At 42.9% G+C, this 21,399-nt stretch carries 19 protein-coding genes and 1 tRNA gene; 11 read left to right on the forward strand and 9 right to left on the reverse strand.

The features are described from left to right. Positions 1-96: 96 nt before the first annotated feature. From G7083_RS03840 to folB, 3 genes are read right to left on the reverse strand one after another with little or no spacing between them, the layout of a single operon-like run. A complete protein-coding gene (locus G7083_RS03840) occupies positions 97-900 on the reverse strand; it encodes an undecaprenyl-diphosphate phosphatase (protein WP_166013664.1) in 804 nt (267 codons plus the stop codon). Then, entirely contained in the window at positions 897-1,403 is a 507-nt protein-coding gene (gene folK / locus G7083_RS03845; RefSeq protein WP_166013665.1) for a 2-amino-4-hydroxy-6-hydroxymethyldihydropteridine diphosphokinase, read from the reverse strand. Before folK ends, G7083_RS03840 begins: the two co-directional genes overlap by 4 nt. Then, a complete protein-coding gene (folB, locus tag G7083_RS03850; protein WP_166013666.1) occupies positions 1,400-1,753 on the reverse strand; it encodes a bifunctional dihydroneopterin aldolase/7,8-dihydroneopterin epimerase in 354 nt (117 codons plus the stop codon). Before folB ends, folK begins: the two co-directional genes overlap by 4 nt. 186 nt (positions 1,754-1,939) lie before the next feature. On the opposite strand from folB, the gene plsY reads away from it, so the two are divergent. Then, positions 1,940-2,563, forward strand: a complete 624-nt coding sequence (gene plsY, locus G7083_RS03855) for a glycerol-3-phosphate 1-O-acyltransferase PlsY (RefSeq protein WP_166013667.1) — start codon at positions 1,940-1,942, stop codon at positions 2,561-2,563. 48 nt (positions 2,564-2,611) lie between these two features. Here plsY and G7083_RS03860 read toward each other — a convergent pair whose 3' ends face one another. Beyond that, positions 2,612-3,424: an alpha/beta fold hydrolase gene (locus tag G7083_RS03860; protein ID WP_166013668.1), complete on the reverse strand. Its 813-nt coding sequence runs from the start codon at positions 3,422-3,424 to the stop codon at positions 2,612-2,614. Positions 3,425-3,577: 153 nt separating this feature from the next. After that, complete coding sequence (gene tsaD / locus G7083_RS03865) at positions 3,578-4,597, reverse strand: tRNA (adenosine(37)-N6)-threonylcarbamoyltransferase complex transferase subunit TsaD (RefSeq protein WP_166013669.1); 1,020 nt, start codon at positions 4,595-4,597, stop codon at positions 3,578-3,580. 42 nt (positions 4,598-4,639) lie between these two features. On the opposite strand from tsaD, the gene G7083_RS03870 reads away from it, so the two are divergent. From G7083_RS03870 to G7083_RS03905, 8 genes are all read left to right on the forward strand, one after another. Beyond that, positions 4,640-4,846 carry a hypothetical protein gene (locus G7083_RS03870; RefSeq protein WP_166013670.1) on the forward strand — a complete coding sequence of 69 codons (207 nt, stop codon included), beginning with the start codon at positions 4,640-4,642 and terminating at the stop codon, positions 4,844-4,846. Continuing rightward, positions 4,837-5,052 carry a 30S ribosomal protein S21 gene (rpsU, locus tag G7083_RS03875; protein WP_166013671.1) on the forward strand — a complete coding sequence of 72 codons (216 nt, stop codon included), beginning with the start codon at positions 4,837-4,839 and terminating at the stop codon, positions 5,050-5,052. The genes G7083_RS03870 and rpsU overlap by 10 nt, the downstream gene beginning before the upstream one ends. 29 nt (positions 5,053-5,081) lie before the next feature. After that, on the forward strand, positions 5,082-5,525 hold the full coding sequence (locus tag G7083_RS03880; protein WP_166013672.1) for a GatB/YqeY domain-containing protein: 444 nt from the start codon (positions 5,082-5,084) through the stop codon (positions 5,523-5,525). A 91-nt stretch (positions 5,526-5,616) separates the two neighbouring features. After that, complete coding sequence (gene dnaG, locus G7083_RS03885; RefSeq protein ID WP_166013673.1) at positions 5,617-7,380, forward strand: DNA primase; 1,764 nt, start codon at positions 5,617-5,619, stop codon at positions 7,378-7,380. Between the two features lie 98 nt (positions 7,381-7,478). Then, positions 7,479-9,356: an RNA polymerase sigma factor RpoD gene (gene rpoD / locus G7083_RS03890; protein ID WP_166013674.1), complete on the forward strand. Its 1,878-nt coding sequence runs from the start codon at positions 7,479-7,481 to the stop codon at positions 9,354-9,356. Between the two features lie 145 nt (positions 9,357-9,501). Then, a tRNA-Ile gene (locus G7083_RS03895) sits at positions 9,502-9,577 on the forward strand. A gap of 335 nt (positions 9,578-9,912) precedes the next feature. Further along, positions 9,913-10,248 (forward strand): helix-turn-helix domain-containing protein, encoded by a 336-nt coding sequence (locus tag G7083_RS03900; RefSeq protein ID WP_166013675.1) that lies wholly within the window; start codon positions 9,913-9,915, stop codon positions 10,246-10,248. Continuing rightward, positions 10,241-11,647 carry a HipA domain-containing protein gene (locus tag G7083_RS03905; protein WP_166013676.1) on the forward strand — a complete coding sequence of 469 codons (1,407 nt, stop codon included), beginning with the start codon at positions 10,241-10,243 and terminating at the stop codon, positions 11,645-11,647. The genes G7083_RS03900 and G7083_RS03905 overlap by 8 nt, the downstream gene beginning before the upstream one ends. Positions 11,648-11,727: 80 nt before the next feature. On the opposite strand, the gene G7083_RS03910 is transcribed toward G7083_RS03905, so the two are convergent. From G7083_RS03910 to G7083_RS03925, 4 genes are all read right to left on the reverse strand, one after another. Beyond that, on the reverse strand, positions 11,728-14,205 hold the full coding sequence (locus tag G7083_RS03910) for a DEAD/DEAH box helicase (RefSeq protein WP_166013677.1): 2,478 nt from the start codon (positions 14,203-14,205) through the stop codon (positions 11,728-11,730). Then, the gene (locus tag G7083_RS03915; RefSeq protein ID WP_206212107.1) at positions 14,198-15,007 is read right to left on the reverse strand and encodes a Hachiman antiphage defense system protein HamA; all 810 of its coding nucleotides are present in this window, start codon (positions 15,005-15,007) and stop codon (positions 14,198-14,200) included. The genes G7083_RS03910 and G7083_RS03915 overlap by 8 nt, the downstream gene beginning before the upstream one ends. Positions 15,008-15,406: 399 nt before the next feature. Next, positions 15,407-16,222, reverse strand: coding sequence for a restriction endonuclease (locus tag G7083_RS03920; RefSeq protein ID WP_166013679.1), 816 nt, complete (start codon positions 16,220-16,222; stop codon positions 15,407-15,409). A 453-nt stretch (positions 16,223-16,675) separates the two neighbouring features. After that, positions 16,676-16,840 (reverse strand): helix-turn-helix domain-containing protein, encoded by a 165-nt coding sequence (locus tag G7083_RS03925; RefSeq protein WP_005480576.1) that lies wholly within the window; start codon positions 16,838-16,840, stop codon positions 16,676-16,678. A gap of 100 nt (positions 16,841-16,940) precedes the next feature. Here G7083_RS03925 and G7083_RS03930 point away from each other — a divergent pair, with 100 nt between their 5' ends. Together G7083_RS03930 and G7083_RS03935 are read left to right on the forward strand one after the other, a co-directional pair. Then, positions 16,941-18,098, forward strand: coding sequence for a MarR family transcriptional regulator (locus tag G7083_RS03930; RefSeq protein ID WP_166013680.1), 1,158 nt, complete (start codon positions 16,941-16,943; stop codon positions 18,096-18,098). A gap of 790 nt (positions 18,099-18,888) precedes the next feature. Then, a complete protein-coding gene (locus tag G7083_RS03935) occupies positions 18,889-21,333 on the forward strand; it encodes a DEAD/DEAH box helicase family protein (RefSeq protein ID WP_166013681.1) in 2,445 nt (814 codons plus the stop codon). Positions 21,334-21,399: the final 66 nt, after the last annotated feature.

Consider the following 21,399-nt stretch of genomic DNA (forward strand, 5'->3'; position numbering starts at 1 on the left):
TCCATCTTTATTATTTCAATCCGACGCCCAAGCGTGACGTCGGTTATCTCTGGCTCATTTATACCATAAAGCTCAGCACATGAGCCTACTGGCTAATTATTGGGTTGATAAAAATGCCAATAAGCCAATCCCCAGCGCTAAACGATACAGCACAAACGGGGTCATGCCCATGCGTGAAATGAGCTTCAAAAAGAAATGAATACACAAGTAAGCACTAATAAATGAAGTGATGATCCCGGTCAGTAAGAAGCCAACGTGGATCGGCTCACCGCTGGTAAACAGCTTAAGGCCAAGATAGCTACCGGCCAGCACAATGATCGGAATCGACATTAAGAATGAAAAACGCGCCGCCGCCTCACGAGTAAAGCCAAGATATAAAGCCGCCGTTATCGTGGCCCCAGAACGAGAAGTACCAGGGATCAACGCCACCGCTTGAGCCAAACCAATCAACAGTGCCTTTTGCCAATTGGTTTGATATTCATCGGCGCTTAACGCGGCGTGTTTATCGGCATGCCACAGCAGCAAGCCAAACACTATGGTGGTGATAGCAATAATCCAAGCACTACGTAAATAGAGCTCAACAATATCCTTCATTAGCAAACCCAGCACACAAGCTGGTATGGTGGCGAGCACAATCAACCAAGCTAATTTAGCCTCTTTACTGCGATCACCTTTAAAAATCGAGGCCAAAAAGGCAGCTAATAAACAGATCACTTCTTTACGAAAGTAGATCACCACTGCGGCTAAAGTGCCAACATGTACCGCCACATCAAACGCCAAACCTTGATCGGACCAACCGAAAACCGCTGAGGGCAAGATCAAGTGCGCGGAGCTAGAAATGGGTAAAAACTCAGTAAAACCTTGAATTAAAGCTAGAATGAACGACTCAAAATAACTCATGACTGTTTCTTCTCATCAATAGAAAACCAGAGTGGTACTCGGGTCAAGGAAGCTAAATCCTGCGCTTGCTGCCAGATCTGCTCGACAGTGCGGCCATCGCCAACGATCACTCGCTGTGGACAGAGCTCATATAACGGTTGGATCACGAACGGGTAACAATAGATGTCGGGGCGCGGTAGAATTGGCTTACACTCCGACACCCAATCACCGTACAACACTATATCAAGATCCAATGTTCGATCTTGATACTTTTGTGCATTGAGTAAACGGCCATGACGCAGCTCAATCGCTTTCAATTGCGCCTGCAATTCTAAGAGTGATAATGGTGTTTGTATTTCAATCACTAAGTTAAAAAAATCCTGACCAGCAAACCCAAACGATGGCGACTGGTAGATGGTTGAAATGCGCAATTGATGACCCAGCGCACTGAGCTCACGCACTCCAGCTTCTATCGATTGATGACGCTGTTGATTAGAGCTAACCCCAATATAGGCGGTGATCATCCACGCGATCGCTCAATGACCACGCCGACCCCTTTAGCTTGCGGTACTGCGCCGGGTTTGGTCAAACGGATCCGGATCCAAGGTACCGAGAAACGGGTCATGATCAGTTGTGCCACTTCTTCTGCCACTCGCTCAACCAACAAAAAACGCCCTTGCTCAACATGTTCAATCACCGCTTGGCTCACTTGTGCGTAATCCAACGCATCCTTAACATCATCACTGTTACCTGCGGGGCGATTATCGTGCGCCATTTCCAGATCCAGCACTAACTTTTGCTTAATCTGCTGTTCCCAGTCGTAAACACCAATGGTGGTGATCACTTGCAACTGTTCAATAAACACTTTATCCATGCTTCATCATTTCCTATCCACAGGTCGGATACCCAAACCGCTGAAAAAATCGTACTATCCGCTTAATCACGATATGATATACCCAACCTGTTCAAGATGCTAAATCCTAAAAGGTTTTTATTATTGAGCAGGCAATAGCAACCGTTATTCGAACAAAGTTTTCGAAATACGTACTTTGAGGCTGTTATGACTCCATTGGCGCTGTGCATGATCATTTTTGCCTATCTGCTGGGATCGATTTCCAGTGCAGTGTTGATCTGCCGTGTGCTAGGGCTGGCCGATCCGCGTCATGTGGGGTCCCACAATCCCGGAGCCACCAATGTACTACGCATTGGTGGAAAAAAAGCCGCGATCGCCGTGCTCCTGTGTGACATGCTCAAAGGCACCATCCCCGTATGGGGTAGCTACTTTCTGAATATTGATCCGCTGATGTTGGGTTTGGTGGCCATCGCCGCTTGTCTTGGGCATATGTACCCGATTTTTTTCCACTTTAAAGGTGGTAAAGGCGTGGCAACCGCGTTAGGTGCAATCGCACCAATTGGGCTCGATTTAACCGCTATGGTGATGGTCACGTGGCTTGTCGTTGTCGTACTGTTTCGCTACTCGTCGCTTGCAGCCTTAGTCACTGTGTTGCTCGCGCCGCTTTACACTTGGCTAATTAAGCCACAGTACACGCTTTCGGTTGCCATGTTGTGCTGTTTGATTGTGCTGCGCCATCATCAAAACGTGAAGCGCCTGTTTGCGGGTACCGAGCCCAAGGTCGGTGAAAAGAATAAGAAGCAGAGCGATGAAGAGAGCCGCGTCGTGTAACCGTACGCGGCTCAATAGGTGATAGCCATTTAATTAATGGCTGAAAAATCAATATACGGTTGCTAAAAACGTTTGAAGATGGTGTGTCACCGACTCTGCCTGCTCCAAACTACTGATATGTCCCGCCCCTTCAATCACTTCAAGTTGGCTGCCTCGAATCGTATCTTGCATCAGGTAAGACTCTAACGCTGGGCGAGGAGTATCTTCACTGCCAACCATGATGAGTACAGGCAGAGTTAAGTGCTCGATCTCATCCATCAAATCACGACGCCCGAAAATCATGCGCCCTAAACGCGCCACTTCAACAGCACGCTCGCCACTCAAACCTTGCAGAGCCGAGCGAAATTGCGCCACAACAGGCAACTCGTTTTTCAATGTGTTAGATGCAAAAAACATAGGAACAACCGCCTCTACAATCGGAGCGGGCACCGCCTGCAGCTGAGCAATGGTATCTAGCATGGCGAAGTATTTTTTGTGGGTCACTTCCGGTTCAAGACCCACGAAAGTATCCATCATAACCAGAGATTGAACTCGCTTTGGCGTAAGTAAGGCCAGCTCTGCGCCCCACATTCCCCCCACCGACAAGCCAATCACAGAGAAATGCTCAATCTGCAGATGATCCATCAGCGCCAACATATGCTGAGCGTAATCTTTGAGATTGCTCATCGCAGTAGGGGCGGCATCTGAAGCGCCATGCGCCCAAAAATCCGGCACAATACAACGATAATGCTGGCTCAACTTCGCAATTTGCGGAGCCCACATTTGGTGATCCCACAAATAGCTGTGCCCAAAGAGCAACACTTCACCTTCCCCGACATCAAGGTAAGCCATTTTTTGGCCATCAATAAACCACGAATTCATTTTAGTTATACTTCCATCATTAAAAATAGAAACTGACTCTAACACGAAGTGCGGCTTAGACAAGTCGGAACAGAAAGCAAGCTTTCGCTAATTCATTCTTTTGTTTAGAAAAACGGCCGCTAGTGCGACCGTTTCAATACCATTTCGTAGTACTTATTTCTGAATTGACGTTAACTGATCAATCGGCCAACGCGGGCGAGCTTGCAAGCCAAGTTCACACACATCACCATTTTTCAAACGTTGCATGCCGGCATAAGCGATCATCGCTCCATTATCAGTACAAAACTCAGTACGTGGGTAATACACTTCGCCACCGATTTTTTTCGCGAGTTTTTCCAAATCAGCACGCAACTGCTTGTTGGCACTCACGCCCCCCGCAATCACCACACGCTTAAGTCCCGTCTCTTCCAATGCGCGTTTACATTTAATGACTAAAGTGTCACACACGGCTTCTTGGAAGGCGTAAGCAATGTCAGCGCGTGTCTGTGGATCATTCTCATTTGCGGCTATCGTATTCGCAGTAAAGGTTTTTAAGCCAGAGAAACTCATCTCCAGACCTGGACGATCGGTCATTGGCCGTGGGAATTTAAAACGCCCAGGCGTACCTTGCTCAGCCAACTTGGCCAATAACGGTCCGCCAGGATAATCTAGCCCCATCAGCTTAGCGGTTTTATCAAACGCTTCACCGGCGGCATCATCAATTGACTCGCCTAAAATTCGGTATTCACCGATATTTTTGACTTCCACTAGCATGGTATGACCGCCAGAAACCAATAACGCGACAAAAGGAAAAGGCGGTGGATTATCTTCCAACATCGGAGCCAACAGATGCCCTTCCATATGGTGAACCGGTACCGCAGGCACATTCCATGCGTAAGCTAAACTGCGGCCAATCGTTGCACCGACCAACAGTGCCCCCACTAAACCGGGACCTGCCGTAAATGCCACCCCATCGATATCTTGCGGCGTCACATTGGCTTGCGCCATCGCTGCTTTAATCAGCGGAATGGTCTTTTTAACATGGTCACGCGAAGCCAATTCAGGCACCACTCCGCCGTAATCGGCGTGCAGCTTGACCTGACTGTAAAGCTGATGCGCCAACAGTCCTTGTTCGTCATCGTAAATCGCGATCCCCGTTTCGTCACACGAGGTTTCAATACCAATAATGCGCATAGTTTTCTCAGCACGCCGCCATCTAAAATCAAAGATGGCGTCATGTTACCTTGCCTTGGCGCGACAAACAAACCTTGTCCACAATGTAAGCGACAAAGTGCTTTACAAAGCGGAGGTGATCAGATTAAAATTTCGCACCATTTTGATCTAGCTGGTTATCGACTAGGTGAGCAAGAATTCTTGCTGCTTAAGTCATCAAATATCAGCATTAACGAATTAACCCCTGAGGTGAAAGGCATATGCCAGTAGTTAAAGTACGTGATAACGAACCGTTCGACGTAGCACTGCGTCGTTTCAAACGCTCTTGCGAAAAAGCAGGTATCCTTTCTGAAGTGCGTCGTCGTGAGCACTACGAAAAACCAACTACCGTTCGCAAACGCGCTAAAGCAGCAGCTCAAAAGCGTCACGCTAAGAAGCTTGCTCGCGAAAACGCACGTCGCGTTCGTCTGTACTAATAACAACTTCCTAAACTAAGGAATCTGTTATGGCTCTAATTGATAATCTCAAAGAAGAGCAAAAACTAGCGATGAAAGCCAAGGATAAATTACGCCTTGGCACTATCCGTTTAGCGTTAGCCGCCATTAAACAACGTGAAGTCGACGAGCAGATCACTCTGAGCGATGACGATATTGTTGGCGTGCTAACCAAAATGGTGAAACAGCGTCGCGACTCTGTAAGCCAATACGAAGCAGCGGGTCGTCAAGACTTGGCTGATGCGGAGAAAGCAGAGATCACCGTACTTGAGGATTTTATGCCTCAACCTTTGAGCGACGATGAAGTGAGCGTACTGATCAACAGTGCGATTGCCCAATCAGCCGCCTCAGGCATGCAAGACATGGGCAAAGTGATGGCTGTACTCAAACCGCATATTCAAGGGCGTGCAGATATGGGTAAAGTAAGCGGTTTGGTCCGCGCTAAACTGGCTTAATCCCAACCCAATTACAACAAGCCGTGCAATCCTTTGGAACGCACGGCTTGTTTGTATTTGACCCTCTCATTTTCGGCACATGCAGAGATTTATGGCAGGACACATCCCACGCAGTTTTATTGATGATCTCCTTGCTCGACTCGATATTGTCGACGTGATTGACGTACGCGTAAAACTCAAGAAAAAAGGCAAAAACTACGGTGCTTGCTGCCCTTTTCACAATGAAAAGACCCCTTCTTTCAGTGTCAGTCAGGAAAAACAGTTTTACCACTGCTTCGGTTGTGGTGCGCATGGCAATGCCATCGATTTCGTCATGGAATATGAGCGCATGGAATTTCCGGAAGCGATTGAAGAGCTCGCGTCAACCATAGGTCTTGAAGTTCAGCGTGAAGAACGGACACCTTCCAGCCCATTTGCTCAACAAACCGCAACGATAAAAAGTGACGAGAAACGCAGCCTATATGATCTGATGGCCAGCATCGCACAATTTTACCGTCAGCAACTCAAAGTATCGACCAATAAGCATGCGATTGATTACCTGAAAAATCGTGGTTTATCGGGTGAAATCGTCCAAAAATTTGGCATTGGCTATGTCGCCGATGAATGGGATTTGGTACGGCGCAATTTTGGTCAACAGCGCTCTAGCGAAGAGATGCTAGTGACAGCTGGCATGCTGATTGAGAATGATAATGGGCGACGCTATGACCGCTTTCGTGGCCGTGTCATGTTCCCAATCCGTGACCGACGCGGTCGCGTGATCGGCTTTGGTGGCCGGATTACTGAACAAGGCACGCCAAAGTATCTGAACTCGCCAGAAACGCCGATTTTCCATAAAGGCAAAGAGTTGTACGGTTTGTATGAAGTGCTGCAAGCCTATCGAGAACCACCACAAATCTTAGTCGTCGAAGGCTATATGGATGTCGTCGCGCTGGCCCAATATGGCGTGGATTATTCGGTTGCCTCACTCGGCACCTCAACCACTGGCGATCATTTACAACTGCTATTTCGTCAAACTAACCAAGTGATCTGCTGTTACGATGGTGACCGCGCCGGACGTGATGCCGCATGGCGCGCCCTAGAAAACGCATTAGACTATCTTAAAAGTGGCAATATTCTTAAATTCCTCTTTTTGCCCGATGGCGAAGACCCAGATAGCTATGTACGTCAATACGGCAAAGCTCAGTTTGAACAGCAAGTCGCCAATGCCACGCCTCTTTCGCAATACCTATTTGATAACTTAATTGAGCTTCACCAAATCAACTTAGGTAGCCATGAGGGCAAATCTGCACTACGGGCACTCGCCACCCCACTCATCAATAAAATTCCGGATCCTTTTTTACAAGAGATCCTTGAAAAACTACTCGATGAGCGAACCGGGTTTGATCACCAACTGCGGCGCAAAAAAGTGCGTTATCCAGAACAGCGTTCCGCGCCACATAAAGTCATAAAACGCACCCCGATGCGTGATGTTATTGCGCTGCTAATCCAAAAACCGAGCTATGCTGAATTGGTACCGGATCTCACCAGTGTGCGACATTTACAACTTCCGGGTCTGGAGACCTTGAATGAAGTACTTGAAAAATGTCAACAATATCCCCATATCACTACAGGTCAATTGCTCGAACATTGGCGAGATACAAAAAATGAGAAGCTTCTGTCTCGTCTAGCAAGTTGGGAAATCCCTCTTGTTGAGGACAATCAAGAAGAACTTTTTTTAGACTCATTGGACAAAATTCTTGCCCAGTGCGTAGAAAAACAAATTGAAAATTTGCAGGCGAAAGGGCGAAGTGTCGGTTTATCAACCGAAGAGAAAAGAGAGCTACAAGACTTGATCTTACAAGGCTTAAAAGCGTAACTCTGTTGAGATAGTCAGCAAAGAATAAATTTGTTAGTATACGTGGTTTGCATTGCGCATACTTATTCCTTCACCAGATACGAAGTTGGATACCGTCTATGGATCAAAATCCGCAGTCACAGCTTAAACAACTTGTCCTTCGTGGCAAGGAACAGGGCTATCTGACCTACGCCGAAGTAAATGACCACTTACCTGCTGAAATCGTTGATTCAGAGCAAGTGGAAGATATTATTCAGATGATCAATGACATGGGTATTAAGGTGGTGGAAACCGCTCCTGATGCCGATGATCTTGCCCTCAGTGATGACACAACTATCACTGATGAAGACGCTGCCGAAGCAGCCGCTGCCGCACTTTCTAGCGTAGAGAGTGAAATCGGCCGCACCACCGATCCAGTCCGTATGTATATGCGTGAAATGGGTACGGTTGAGCTTTTGACACGTGAAGGTGAAATTGATATCGCCAAACGCATTGAAGATGGTATTAACCAAGTTCAAAGTGCGATTGCTGAATATCCGGGCACCATTCCTTATATTCTTGAGCAGTTTGATCGCGTTCAAGCCGAAGAACTGCGTCTGACCGATCTCATCTCGGGCTTCGTCGATCCAGATAACATGGAAACTGGAGCTCCGACCGCAACACACATCGGTTCCGAACTCACTGAAGCCGATCTCGCCGATGAAGACAATGCGATCGTAGAAGATGAGGAAGAGGATGAAGATGAAAACGGCGACGGTGAAAGTAGCGATAGCGAAGAAGATGTCGGTATTGACCCTGAACTTGCTCGTGAAAAATTTAACGAACTGCGCAACAAATTCCAAAACCTGCAATTAGCGGTTAACGAATTTGGTCACGATAGCCAGCAAAGTGCAGAAGCATCAGGCCTAGTTTTGGATATCTTCCGCGAATTTCGCCTGACACCAAAACAGTTTGATCATTTAGTGAACACACTGCGTACTTCAATGGACCGCGTTCGCACTCAAGAACGTTTGGCAATGAAGGCCGTAGTTGAAATCGCCAAGATGCCCAAGAAATCGTTTATTGCCCTATTTACAGGCAATGAATCGAATGAAGAGTGGCTGAATACGGTTCTCGCTTCGGATAAGCCTTATGTCGCCAAAATCCGTGAGCAAGAAGAAGATATCCGTCGTTCAATCCAGAAGTTGAAGATGATCGAACAAGAAACTTCACTCTCGGTTGAACGCATCAAAGATATCAGTCGTCGCATGTCAATTGGTGAAGCGAAAGCTCGTCGTGCTAAGAAAGAGATGGTTGAAGCAAACTTACGTTTGGTTATTTCAATTGCCAAGAAATACACCAACCGTGGTCTGCAATTCTTGGATCTGATCCAGGAAAGCAACATCGGTCTAATGAAAGCGGTGGATAAATTTGAATACCGCCGTGGTTATAAGTTCTCAACTTATGCGACTTGGTGGATCCGTCAAGCGATCACCCGTTCAATTGCCGACCAAGCACGTACGATTCGTATTCCAGTACACATGATCGAAACGATCAACAAACTGAATCGAATCTCACGTCAAATGTTGCAAGAGATGGGCCGTGAGCCACTGCCAGAAGAGTTGGCAGAGCGCATGCAAATGCCAGAAGATAAGATCCGCAAAGTGCTGAAAATTGCCAAAGAGCCAATCTCAATGGAGACGCCAATTGGTGATGATGAAGATTCACATTTGGGTGATTTTATCGAAGATACCACGCTCGAACTGCCGCTGGATTCTGCGACAGCGACCAGCCTTCGCGCTGCAACCCGTGATGTACTGTCTGGTTTAACACCACGTGAAGCAAAAGTGCTACGGATGCGTTTTGGTATCGATATGAACACCGACCACACGCTAGAAGAAGTGGGCAAACAATTTGATGTAACCCGTGAACGGATCCGTCAAATCGAAGCCAAAGCGCTACGTAAATTACGCCATCCAAGCCGCTCAGAAGTTCTGCGCAGCTTCTTAGATGAGTAAGCGCATTTCAAGTGATGGATTAAAAAGGTGAGCTTTAGCTCACCTTTTGTTTTTCACATCAGCTAAGTGAATAAATTGTAAGCATTATTGCCCGAGTTTTGGCTAGACACACCTAGCCCCATCCCCTATAATCTGACACCTATTCGGCCCCTTAGCTCAGTGGTTAGAGCAGGCGACTCATAATCGCTTGGTCCCCAGTTCGAACCTGGGAGGGGCCACCATATTCTAGAAGGTTAGTAAGCGTAGTGTTTACTAACCTTTTTTTGTACCTGACGATTTTGGGTCAGGTAATGGGTCAGGTAAGCCCCGATCACGCACTCTTCTCTGTCTTCTCCCAATACTAATCCGAATACTACGCGGTTGCCAAATGTGTCCTTCTGGCTGATAAATATCTCTCATAGAGAACAAAGAGAGGGATTGAACTCGCAAACCAACCATAAGTAACTTAAATTGCACTTATAGATAATTTCTTATACAGTCACAACAAAAGTGAGTTATAGTGAACTTATATATTAAGACGAACCCAATAGTGACAAAAGTACATTAAAAGGCACTTATGAAAAAAGGTAAGATGGTAAAAGCACAACCTATGCCTGATTTGAATACCGAGTTCAGTATGGAAACGCTGGGGAGCGCCATTCGCTCAAAGCGCACCGATAGAGGCTGGCGTATTGATGATCTCGCTTCAAAAGCCAACTTATCTCGTAGAACAGTCATGAAAGTAGAAAAAGGCGATACCAATGTCACCTTTGCCAATGTACTCGTCCTCATGGACATCTTAGGGCTATCTTTACGCCTTATCGATTTAAACCTATTTGTTCGTCCACATAGCCAAATAACCTCCCAAGCTGAAAACAGCGTGAGAAGCAATGAGGACGGTTGGTATGAGTAAGTTACAACAGTTAGACGTGTTTATCGGTACGAATACCAAAATTGGTCGTTTGATTCTTCCTGTCGGAACAGAAACAGAGTTCTCATTCATCTATGAAGATGAATGGAAACACACTGGTTTCCCGATTTCGCCACACATCCCTTTCGATGATCGGGCTTCGCCACGTAGTATTGAGAACTACCTCAGAAATCTCCTTCCTGAAGGAGAAGCCTTTGAGGAGATGATACAAAACACCACTATATCCAAAAGCAACACGTTCGGGCTGATTCGTAAGCTTGGTGCGGAAACATCTGGCGCATTGTCTTTTCGAGTTCCAGACTCAGAACCTGGGGAAACCAGCTTTAGAGCTGTACCTGATGATGAACTAATAGAACGACTAGAGCGAAATCTAACGCCATTAGTGTATTGGGACGGTAAGGTTCGCCTTTCGGTTGCTGGTGTTCAAAACAAGTTAAACTTACTTAAGCGCGGTGATGAGTGGGGGTTTGGTGAAGGCAAATTAAGTTCGAACTACATTCTGAAATTTGAAAGCGGTAAAGCACCGTGTATTGCTGTTAATGAGTTCTTTTGCATGACCTTAGCCAAGCTAGCAGGTTTGGACGTCGCTAATGTTGAGTTAACCCGCATTGGGAAGACTAGGACACTGATAATAGAGCGGTTCGATCGTGCCTATATAGCGACTCGTGATGTCGTTCAACGAAAACATGTGATTGATGGCTGTCAGGCAACTGACTTACCTCCAGGTTACAAATACGAGCGTCAGAATGGGGATGAAGGCGATGGCGTATATATGCGTGATGGCGTTTCTTTCCCACGCCTACTGAGCGTAAAAACCATAGACACGGTAATCACCAACCTAAAGCTCACCCAATGGATGCTCTTTAATCTAGCAACGCTAAACTACGATGCCCATGGTAAAAATATTAGCTTCTTCGTCACCCCTAAAGGGCTGGAACTAACCCCTTTTTATGACTTAGTAAACATAGAAGCTATCGCTCAAGAGGGAGCAAAACGCAACTCACGAAGCGGTAAATTGTCCGCTGATGAGGGTCGTGCCGCCAGTATCCCTCAATATTTTGCAATGTCGATTGGAGATTGGGAAAGTGAAGACTTTCAAAATCCGCCGAAAGGTAACTTCAAACGCCCTATCACCAGCTATGATTTATCTGAATTCGGCGCTCTGCTGGGTTATTCAGGCACCAAAATGGCTTCCATAATGGTAGAAACCGTCAGTACTATAAAAAATGCCCTGAAGGAAGCGATTGACCTTACCGAAGCTCAAGGAATCGAGGATGGAGAACGTGAACACATAGAACTATGTGTCTCACTCATCCAAACAGAGTGCGAATACTTGCTAGCGCAAGCCGACAGCGTGCCAGAAATGAGTGGGCTTCTTTAATGGCTAATGCAGGGGCTATAGTAAGCAGTTTATAAATTATTTTTGAAGAAGGTCAGACTATAAAGTAGTAGTTAATAGTATTAACCCCTCGTTACGTTCATTTTTACTTCTAACTGTTGAAGTAGTCCTTCCTCTTGTCTCTTCATTTCGTCGATAACTAAGTAACTAATTCTTTTTGAATGAGAATTAGGGATATCCAAAACAAACTGCGGGTATTTAACGAGTAATAATTCAGCCACGCCTCTCGATAAACCGATTTTAATTAACTTAATTGTTTCATCATCGGTCGTGCCATATTTTACTTTTTTATAGAAATTTAAATTAATCTTATTAAGATCATTAAGAATCTCAATAAATTTCAGTAACTCATGTTCGAGAAAGTCTTCTTCTTCCTTGATTCGTACAATCGCCAGATTAATTTTTTCAGCTCTAGTTTTGCCACCTATTTGAGTGTAGTGAGTTTTATGTCCACCAGAGCGTTTAACTTCATCCCCCCACTTACCAACGTAAATTTGAAAATTAGGCATTCGTTGAATCAAATCATCCCAATATTTAATGAATAAGCGAATCATTAATTTGAATGGCTTTTTATCTATTTTCCAATCCAATAGCATTGCATAAAAGGTTTTTGCTTCTTGATTTTCAAGTCGAAGTAAAGGCGAATCATCACCTTCAGTTTCTTCAACAAAACACACAAAACAATTATAAATAACATCCATTAATTGATTGGTGTTTGTTATAGATTTATCTTCTATACTTTCTATTGTTTGATGTATTTCTAGCTCTTTATCAAAAACTTCAATTTCGCTAACACTATTTGCTATAAGCAAATTGCCTACTTCTGTTTTCGTGTATTTGTATTGATAATCATTAACAACACCGTTCTCTAAGTTTTCCAACCTAGTTATGGCATCTTTGTATTCCTTTTTATTACCATCTACAATATCAACAACTTCTAACAACACATTTTCTGGATTGTCTTTAAGCTCTTTTCTTACATTAACTCTATTTTGTAAAAATTTATGAAAATTAGCTTTTGCAGCCGAATATTTATCAGTTCCAATTAAGTGAATCTCAGGCGTTAGCTTTTTGATATTGTTAGAATTAGATTCATTAAATATTTCTGAAAAACGATTTACTCTACCAACTAAGTTTTTAAAATGAGCAGCAGTTAAATTTCCAATTCCCTTTTTTGTGCACATTAAAAATAGTCGCTCTATAGGCATATTAATACCTTCAAGCAAGGTTGAACTAGAAACTAAATACTTTAACTCTGCACACTCCCTAAAGAGATGCTCAACATAATTTCTAACTGGCTCAGTCATGGAGCCATGATGATATACAACCCCTCTTTTAAGACTTTCCACGATAAGATATTCAGGCGAAAATCCCTCTGATAATTCATCTATTGCTGAATTAATCTGCTCATTTTGAATAATGGGTAAAGAAATAATCATTTCTTTAACAAAAGATTCAATACTAGTGGGCTTATTGAAATAAATGATATTTTTATTTACAGAATTCTGGAACAGATAATCAAAATAGTCTTGGACATTAGCATTGTTTTCTATAAAGTTGTTGGTAAATTGATCGTAAAACGAAAGTTCCTTTTTCTCGCATCTAAAGTCAGCTATAAAATAGAACTCTGATTTTACATATTCATCTATTGAAAACTTTAAATCTGAAGGAGGTGTAAACTTTAGCTTTATACTTTCAACTTCATTTATAAATGGAGTCAAATACTTAACAGCGGTATTACTATTTCGAAATTGCAAAATAGTTATGACTGATGCTAATAAACGACTTCGACTATCTTTATTAAGTAAGTTATGGGCTTCATCAACAAAAACTGTGTCGAAAGCTAAATCTCTATATTGGGAAAGTAGCCTAGATAATCGCTCTTGTGTTAACAGAAAAACCTTAGCATTTGGGTTTTCTTCATACATCTCAGGGTGAGTAATTATAAAATCGACACCTTTAATACCTGCATCAAATATTCTCTTTTTAGTTTGAGCAAGCAGTGACTTTGAGGGGACAAGTATACAAGTTTTTGTGTTTCCGCTACTTATCTCATTTATAATCAAGTCTGACTTACCATAGGATGTAGGAGCAACCACATACAACGATTTATTCTTATTTACTTTCACAAAGTCACTTAAAGCATACTGTTGCTCCGTTCTATACAAACCGTTAGTTTCAAATGAATCAATAAAACTTAAACTAAACTCATTCACAAAACTAGATCTTGAGATAGCTGTAGGATTGTCAATAAGTTGACCAATCATTCTAGCTACAGGAATTAGTCCATTGTTTAACGAAAAGTCATACAAAGGGATATAGTCCCCTGTATTTAATGAATACTTTAGAACAATTCGATAGGCTAATCGTTTTAGCGAAACTTCATCTTGATTAGTCAGTACAATAGCTATAGAAAGCAATTTCAAATAATCACTTGGCTCTATTTTTTCATTCAATAATAAAGAATTATATAGCTCATTAAAAGAGGTGTTTAGTAATCTTAATAACGTTAATTGTTTTGGGTTATTTCCTTCAGCCATCTAACTCTTCCTCAAATAAAAAGTGAGCTACTTTCTCATATGTACTTTTCTGAATAGATAGGGTGAAAACCTTATTAAAAATGGCTTCTTCTTTTATTTTCGAGCATGTTTCTATAACAGTATCTGATTTAAAAGGGTTATTTATATCAGAATACAAAATAGAAACTAATATCACATTATTGTCTTCCGAATTCGCCTTCTCGTCAGCCGCAGCAACTAGCTCATCATCGAGAATTTTTATGATTACATCTTTGTAATCTCGGCAATCAAGAATTGAGTTGTTTGTCGAGTTAATTGCATTTTGCCAAAAGGTCATTTCGCTTTCATTTAACCTTCGGTTTAAATCGCTTTTAGCTGTATTTAAAAAGCCGCGTGTTGAATTATCTGGACATCCTGTTTGGTTTAATGCACCAGATTTTACTTCTGTTATCCAAACATCTTTTCCACTTGCTTCTGCTAGAATCAAGTCAAACCCTTTCCTTTGACTTTTTTCTTCCATGTTAAAAAAGGGTGAGACAACTTCTAAGTTTTCGAATAATTCAAAAATTATGACATGAGTAAGAAGCTCCCCAATCATTCCTTTCTTAATATTATCAGTTTTTGAGGTGTATCGACTCCGAAACGCTTTCAATGTTCTTTGATATGTTTGACCGCTAAGGCCTCTCTCAGCTAAAGCAGTACCGTAGCAAATATTCTGTAAATGATTCCTAATGCAATTTTTAATTTCATGGGTTAATAACTGGACATGACAAGTCAGGTAATCGGCTCCTGAATTAATTATTAGTCCTTCAATAGTTTTCAATCCAGCTTCCTCGCTTATCCTCGGGTAAGTCATTGAAATCATAAACTTAACCATTTTATAACTTCTACTCTGAACCAATAAAAGTCAGTGGTCAAGTATTAGGCACATTTAAAATCGTGATAGGGAAAAAGTGTTTCAGAGCTTACGTTCATTACCCCATTGGTTCTGACAAACCCACTTATGAAGATAATGTGTAGCACATTTTTCACCAAAGATTTCTGCACCAGGAGCGATTTTTTATCTATTAATTAAATGACCAAACTTTAGTTTTTGATGATTTGAGCGAGAACAGTGTTCTCGCAGTAGCATTCTTCTCTGACAGCTAGACTCAATAGGTTAACTTTTATGTTCTGAGAACACCCTTCTATAAGGTTAAACTGCTTGAATCCTCACTCATATTCAACAGTCGCAAGTGTAGCGACACTTAGGATACGCAGAGCAACCATAGAAACTTTTACCCGCATTACGGCCTTTTCTAGCAACACGAATCACAAGGCTAGACTGGCAGTTTGGGCAAACCTTGGAATGAGGCTCGGGTGTAGGCTCACCAATGACTGGCTTATTCATAAAGCTGCGTCCATCTTCAATCATGTGGACTAGCTCGCTACCATTAACCAACCACAGACGCTTCTCTTGAGCAAAAGCGATAGCTTCAGAAGTAAAATCTCCCGATGTTACGATGATCATTTTGCTAGCACGATTGTCGATCATCACACCATACATTTCTCTTAGGACTTGAACTCCGACTTTTCTAGCTTTCCAGTGCTTACATTGCACAAGACTCAACTCACCGTCTTTAGTTAACCAAATATCTACTCCTCCATCAGCCTGCTTTGAGAAAGATTGTTTAACGTCGTAGCCTTGCTGCTTAAAGTACTCGCCAATATAGCTTTCAAATTCAATCCAGCTGAGGGAATTAAGCGGAGTCGTGTTTTTGTTTGCTCTGATTTGAGACGTCGTCGCAAGATAATTATGCTTTCGCTGATACTGCTTAAAGAATGCAATGGGAGCAGGAATTAAAAACAAAAAAGCAAAATACGGTGCCATTTTCGGGAGATTCGGCCCAATGGCATTGAAGATGAAGTTATCACTGCGAGCCGCCAAATCAGGCAGTAAAAAGGATAAACCAACATAAATGCCTGCTGAGAACAAGATACTCACCCACCACGGCGCATCCATCAAATGCCAAATAATTCCATCATTCTTCCGAGCCATAACTCCTCCCAATAAGCATCAAAATGCATTAAAGCACAATTGCCAGACCTAATACATAGAGTTAAATCATGTATTTAGTGGGAGAACAAACAGCTAGAACATAGTTCTAGCAAGAGCATTTTTTATTAATTAAATGACCAAACTTTAGTTTTTGATGATGTGAGCGAGAACAGTGTTCTCGCAGTAGCGTTTGAAAGCTATCAGCCCTTGCCTGAGATACCCAAACACGACTCGGATAATACCTAACTCTGCCTTTCGTCATTTCGGAGAACATCGTTCTCCGTTCAACGGATGAAGATTTAAGAAGAAATTGGATCCATGAGATAGACAAAAGCAGGAACAAGGTTCCTGCAAGAGCATTTTTTATTCGTGTTATTAATCATGTAAACAATGACTTACTTTATATTTACGAAGGTTAAACGAGAACACTGTTCTCGCAGTAACAAGTTGCATCTATTTTTGTTCTTCTAGCCAGCGCTCAATGTCTTTTCTCTGCCACCCAACAACTCTAGAACTAAGCGTAACAACAGGTGGCATTTTTCCATCCCGACGCCAGCGCCACAAAGTACTTACGCTTACCCCGATCTCTTTCGCTAACTGCTCTTGTCTTACAAACATTTTATTACCTTTATTTCTCTATTATTTAGTTGCATCTTAGATTTTCATCGCCCAACTCATAATATAGAATAAGCAACAAACCATATTGACATGATAACGAATGGACTTAGATCAAAAGCGCAATGCATTGAGAGTACAGCTAGAAACAGCAATTAATGACTTAAAAAGCCAGTCAGAATCTCAAGGTTGTAAAATTGCTCAGCGACGTCGAGTTGGGTATTTATACGCTGTTGATGCCGCTCGGAACATTGTTCTGGAAACGTGGTTTACCAAGTTACTCAGCCAGCATGGTTCTGTGCTCAAAAAGCACCGTAGCTCTAACGCTATCAAGCTTGCGGACATCGTAGAAATTTATGGTGGATTAAATAAAACAATCAAACTTATCGAAGCGGTATTAGCCTTGCGGGGAGTAGGGCTGCATACTCAACAACGTATCGATTATATGGATCAAGTACTGTGGGGGTTAAAAGATTTACGTTCACTCACGCCACAGCACCAAGAGGAAGCGATACGCTGGAACAGTGTTCTTCCGTATTGCGCTTTATGCTGGCGTCTACGCAGCCGATCTCACTACTACTGCGAAAAACACCATCCCATCAAGTCCACTAAACTTTATAAACAGCAAAAATACGCAGCTATCACTGCATTGAAATATCTGCCCAACCAGAACAGTGCAGCTTACGAAAAGTATCTAGCACAACCTAACAAACAGAAAAATCTGGGACGACAACTGTATGATCTGGTCAGCGGCTATGCGCCGCATCCACGAGTATTTCTGCGCCACTGTAAAGATAGCGCGAAGGCAGGAGACTGGCTCTCGCTATCAAAGAACATTGTTCAAACATGTAAAGTAAACTACCCAGCGAGCTATAAAAAAATAAATCAGATCAAGTCAGATGATTTTGGTCAATGGTCATCATGGTGTATCGCGATAGTGAGATGTTTAGATACTAAAGAACCAAACGCGTGGAGTGATAAAGAGTGCCTAACGCTTTTCAATGAGTTGAATACTTGGACCACACTGATTGGGATCTTGCATCGCTTCGAATGTGTAGAACGAATCAATAGCATTGAAACTAAGCGAGGCCCAGACGTTGGATATGGAGCCAATCTAGAACAACACCAGTTGATCAAAGACCTACTAACAAAACAACTAGACACGAATAACAAAACTAACCTAAGTGATATCGCCAGAACGCTTGGGCTTAGCAGACAACGCATACACCAGCTCATTAAAAAACATCAATTGCTCCCCTAAACAGCAAAGTAACTGTGCAAAAAACAATCGAATTTATTTTGCATTTTTAATTATTAAATCAAATAAAAATCATAAATATAATTACGAATAATTTAATTATTAAATAGAGCCAAGATAATTATGGCAATAAAATAGTTTTTACTTATTGACTTTTTCATGTTATAACTATTATAACTGTTATAATTATTATAAAGTTATAATTCTAATATAACGTTCATCTATTAAATTTTGGACTCTTAAACGGAATATTCTAATTTTTAGGTCTAAATTTTAGTGCCACCATTGGCAGATTCGCTGCCCGCTGTGGCATTTCCTCTGCCATCCTTGACAGTTTCGCTGCCAATCTTGGCAAAACAATGTGCCAAGCAATTTGGGCTTAAAAAACTTAGGCAAAAATACAGTGCATTATTTTAATAAATAAAAATAACCTTTTTGTTTTTTATTTCCTATAGATTACATTCAAGGTAGAGAAAATATTTAATTTAAACCACATCCCAGATCAAGAGTATATTTTTGATAATATCTCAGTGGTATTGGGGAAAACTTTCAGAAAGTTCTTTCTTCTAATCGAACAAAGGCTGCCACTTTTCGACAACAGCTTCTACTGATTAGCCTCATCACAAAAATCTCACTGCACACATAAGCCTATTGATGGCAGCATGTTCAGAGTCTTAGCCTTAGAGGCTCATACATACCGTTACCCACTTCACTGATAAGTCAGTATCTTTTCTGCTTTTATGCATCCTTTGGTATAGTCATGAAATGCATTTGTACTGAGCTGGCTAATCGCATGGAATCGACAATCAATAAATCAAAGCTATCTGAAACCGACATCATCACGAAATTCATTCTTCCTGCTATCAAAGATGCGGGATGGGATGATATGTCTCAAATCCGTCAAGAAGTTAAACTGCGTGACGGTAAGGTCATTGTTCGTGGTCAGGCAGCGGCGAGGAAAAAGATTAAGTCTGCGGACATCGTCCTTTACCATAAACCGAGCATGCCTCTAGCAGTTGTCGAAGCAAAAGCGAATAAGCATGAAATCGGCAAAGGTATGCAACAAGGACTAGATTACGCCAGCCTACTTGAAGTCCCTTTTGTCTTTGCCTCAAATGGCGACGGTTTTATCTTCCACGACAAAACCAACCCAGCTCAACTCGAAACTGAAATTCGACTTGAAGATTTTCCGACACCTCAGCAACTATGGGACAAGTACTGCGTTTGGAAAGGCTACAAAACCGAGCACCTTCCAGTCATTACTCAAGATTACCATGATGACGGTAGCGGAAAGTCTCCGCGCTACTATCAGCTACAAGCGATAAACAAAACCGTGGAAGCGGTCGCAGCAGGACAAAACCGTGTACTCTTGGTTATGGCAACGGGTACGGGAAAAACTTACACTGCTTTCCAGATTATTTGGCGACTATGGAAGTCCCGAGCCAAAAAACGCATCCTTTTTTTGGCGGACAGAAACATTCTGGTCGATCAAACCAAGACCAACGACTTCCAGCCGTTTGGCACCGCTATGACCAAAGTCACAGGGCGAAGCGTCGATCCCGCTTACGAAATCCACCTAGCTCTGTATCAAGCTCTGACTGGCCCAGAAGAGCAACAAAAAGCATACAAACAGGTCGATCCTGATTTCTTTGATCTTATTGTCGTTGACGAGTGTCACCGTGGCAGTGCCGCTGAAGACAGCGCATGGCGCGAGATTCTTGAGTATTTCGGTTCAGCGACTCAAATAGGACTAACCGCGACACCAAAAGAAACCGACATCGTGTCTAACACCGAGTACTTTGGCGATGCTCTTTACACCTACTCTCTAAAGCAAGGTATTGAAGACGGTTTCTTAGCCCCTTACAAAGTTGTGCGTGTGGATATCGATGTAGATTTACAAGGTTGGAGACCAACCAAAGGACAAGTCGATAAACATGGTGAAGTTATCGAAGACAGGATCTATAACCAGAAAGACTTCGACAGAACTATGGTCATTGATGAGCGAACAGAACTTGTTGCACAGACCATCACCAGCTACCTCAAACGCACCGACCCGATGGCGAAGACCATTGTGTTCTGTAATGACATTGACCACGCAGAGCGTATGCGTCGAGCACTAATCAACTGCAACCCTGAGCAAGTTGCTAAGAATGAAAAGTACGTAATGAAAATTACAGGTGATGATGAAATCGGCAAAGCTCAGCTTGATAACTTCATCAACCCCAAAAAGGCTTACCCTGTTATCGCGACCACCTCAGAACTCATGACAACAGGTGTCGATGCAAAAACTTGTAAACTGGTTGTTCTTGACCAGGGCATTCAGTCGATGACCAAATTTAAGCAGATCATCGGTCGCGGTACTCGTATTGATGATCGTTACGGAAAGCTATGGTTTACCATTCTCGACTTTAAAAAGGCGACAGAACTGTTCGCTGATGAGCGCTTTGATGGTGTCCCCGAGCGAGTTAAAGAGACAAAATCAGAAGACTTCGAAACCGATGAAGGACTCGATGAGATCATCGATGGTGAGGATGAGCTTGAACAAGATGATCCATTTGAAGGGGAAGATATCGACCCTGAAAGCATCCAAGAACCAGAAGCTTCATACGACTCTAGTTCATCTCCTTCAGGTGCTAGCAATGCCGAAGATGATTGGCAGGATGAACATCGAGTTAGAAAGTTCCATATCAACGGTGTAACGGTGAAAGCCATTGCCGAACGTGTTCAATACTACGATGCCGACGGTAAACTCGTAACCGAATCGTTCAAAGACTATACCCGCAAGACGATGGCAAAACAGTTCACCTCGATGGACGACTTTGTTAAGCGCTGGCAAAATGCCGATAAAAAGCAAGCAATCATTGATGAACTGGCAGAGGAAGGCATCATCTGGGAAGCGTTAGAGCTGGAAGTCGGCAAAGATCTCGACCCATTCGACATGATTTGTCATGTCGTGTATGACCAACCAGCACTCACCAGAAAAGAACGGGCTGATAACGTCAAAAAGCGCAACTACTTCACTAAGTACGGTGAAACGGCTCAGCAGGTGTTGAACAACTTATTAGACAAGTACGCAGACGAAGGCGTTCAAGAGATTGAAAATATTCATGTACTCAAAGTTAAGCCTTTTGACGAGATGGGACGCCCTGCTGAAATCGTCAAAAAGTGCTTTGGTGGTAAAGAGCAATACTTAGAAGCGATTTCTGAATTGGAAGCTGAGATTTATCAATCAGCCTAATCACCACAACCCCACAGTGCTACTCGGCTACCTTCAGGTAGCCGTTAACTGTATTCGCCTTTAGGT

The sequence above is a fragment of the Vibrio sp. HDW18 genome, from assembly GCF_011306175.1.
Taxonomy (GTDB): Bacteria; Pseudomonadota; Gammaproteobacteria; order Enterobacterales; family Vibrionaceae; genus Vibrio; species Vibrio chanodichtyis.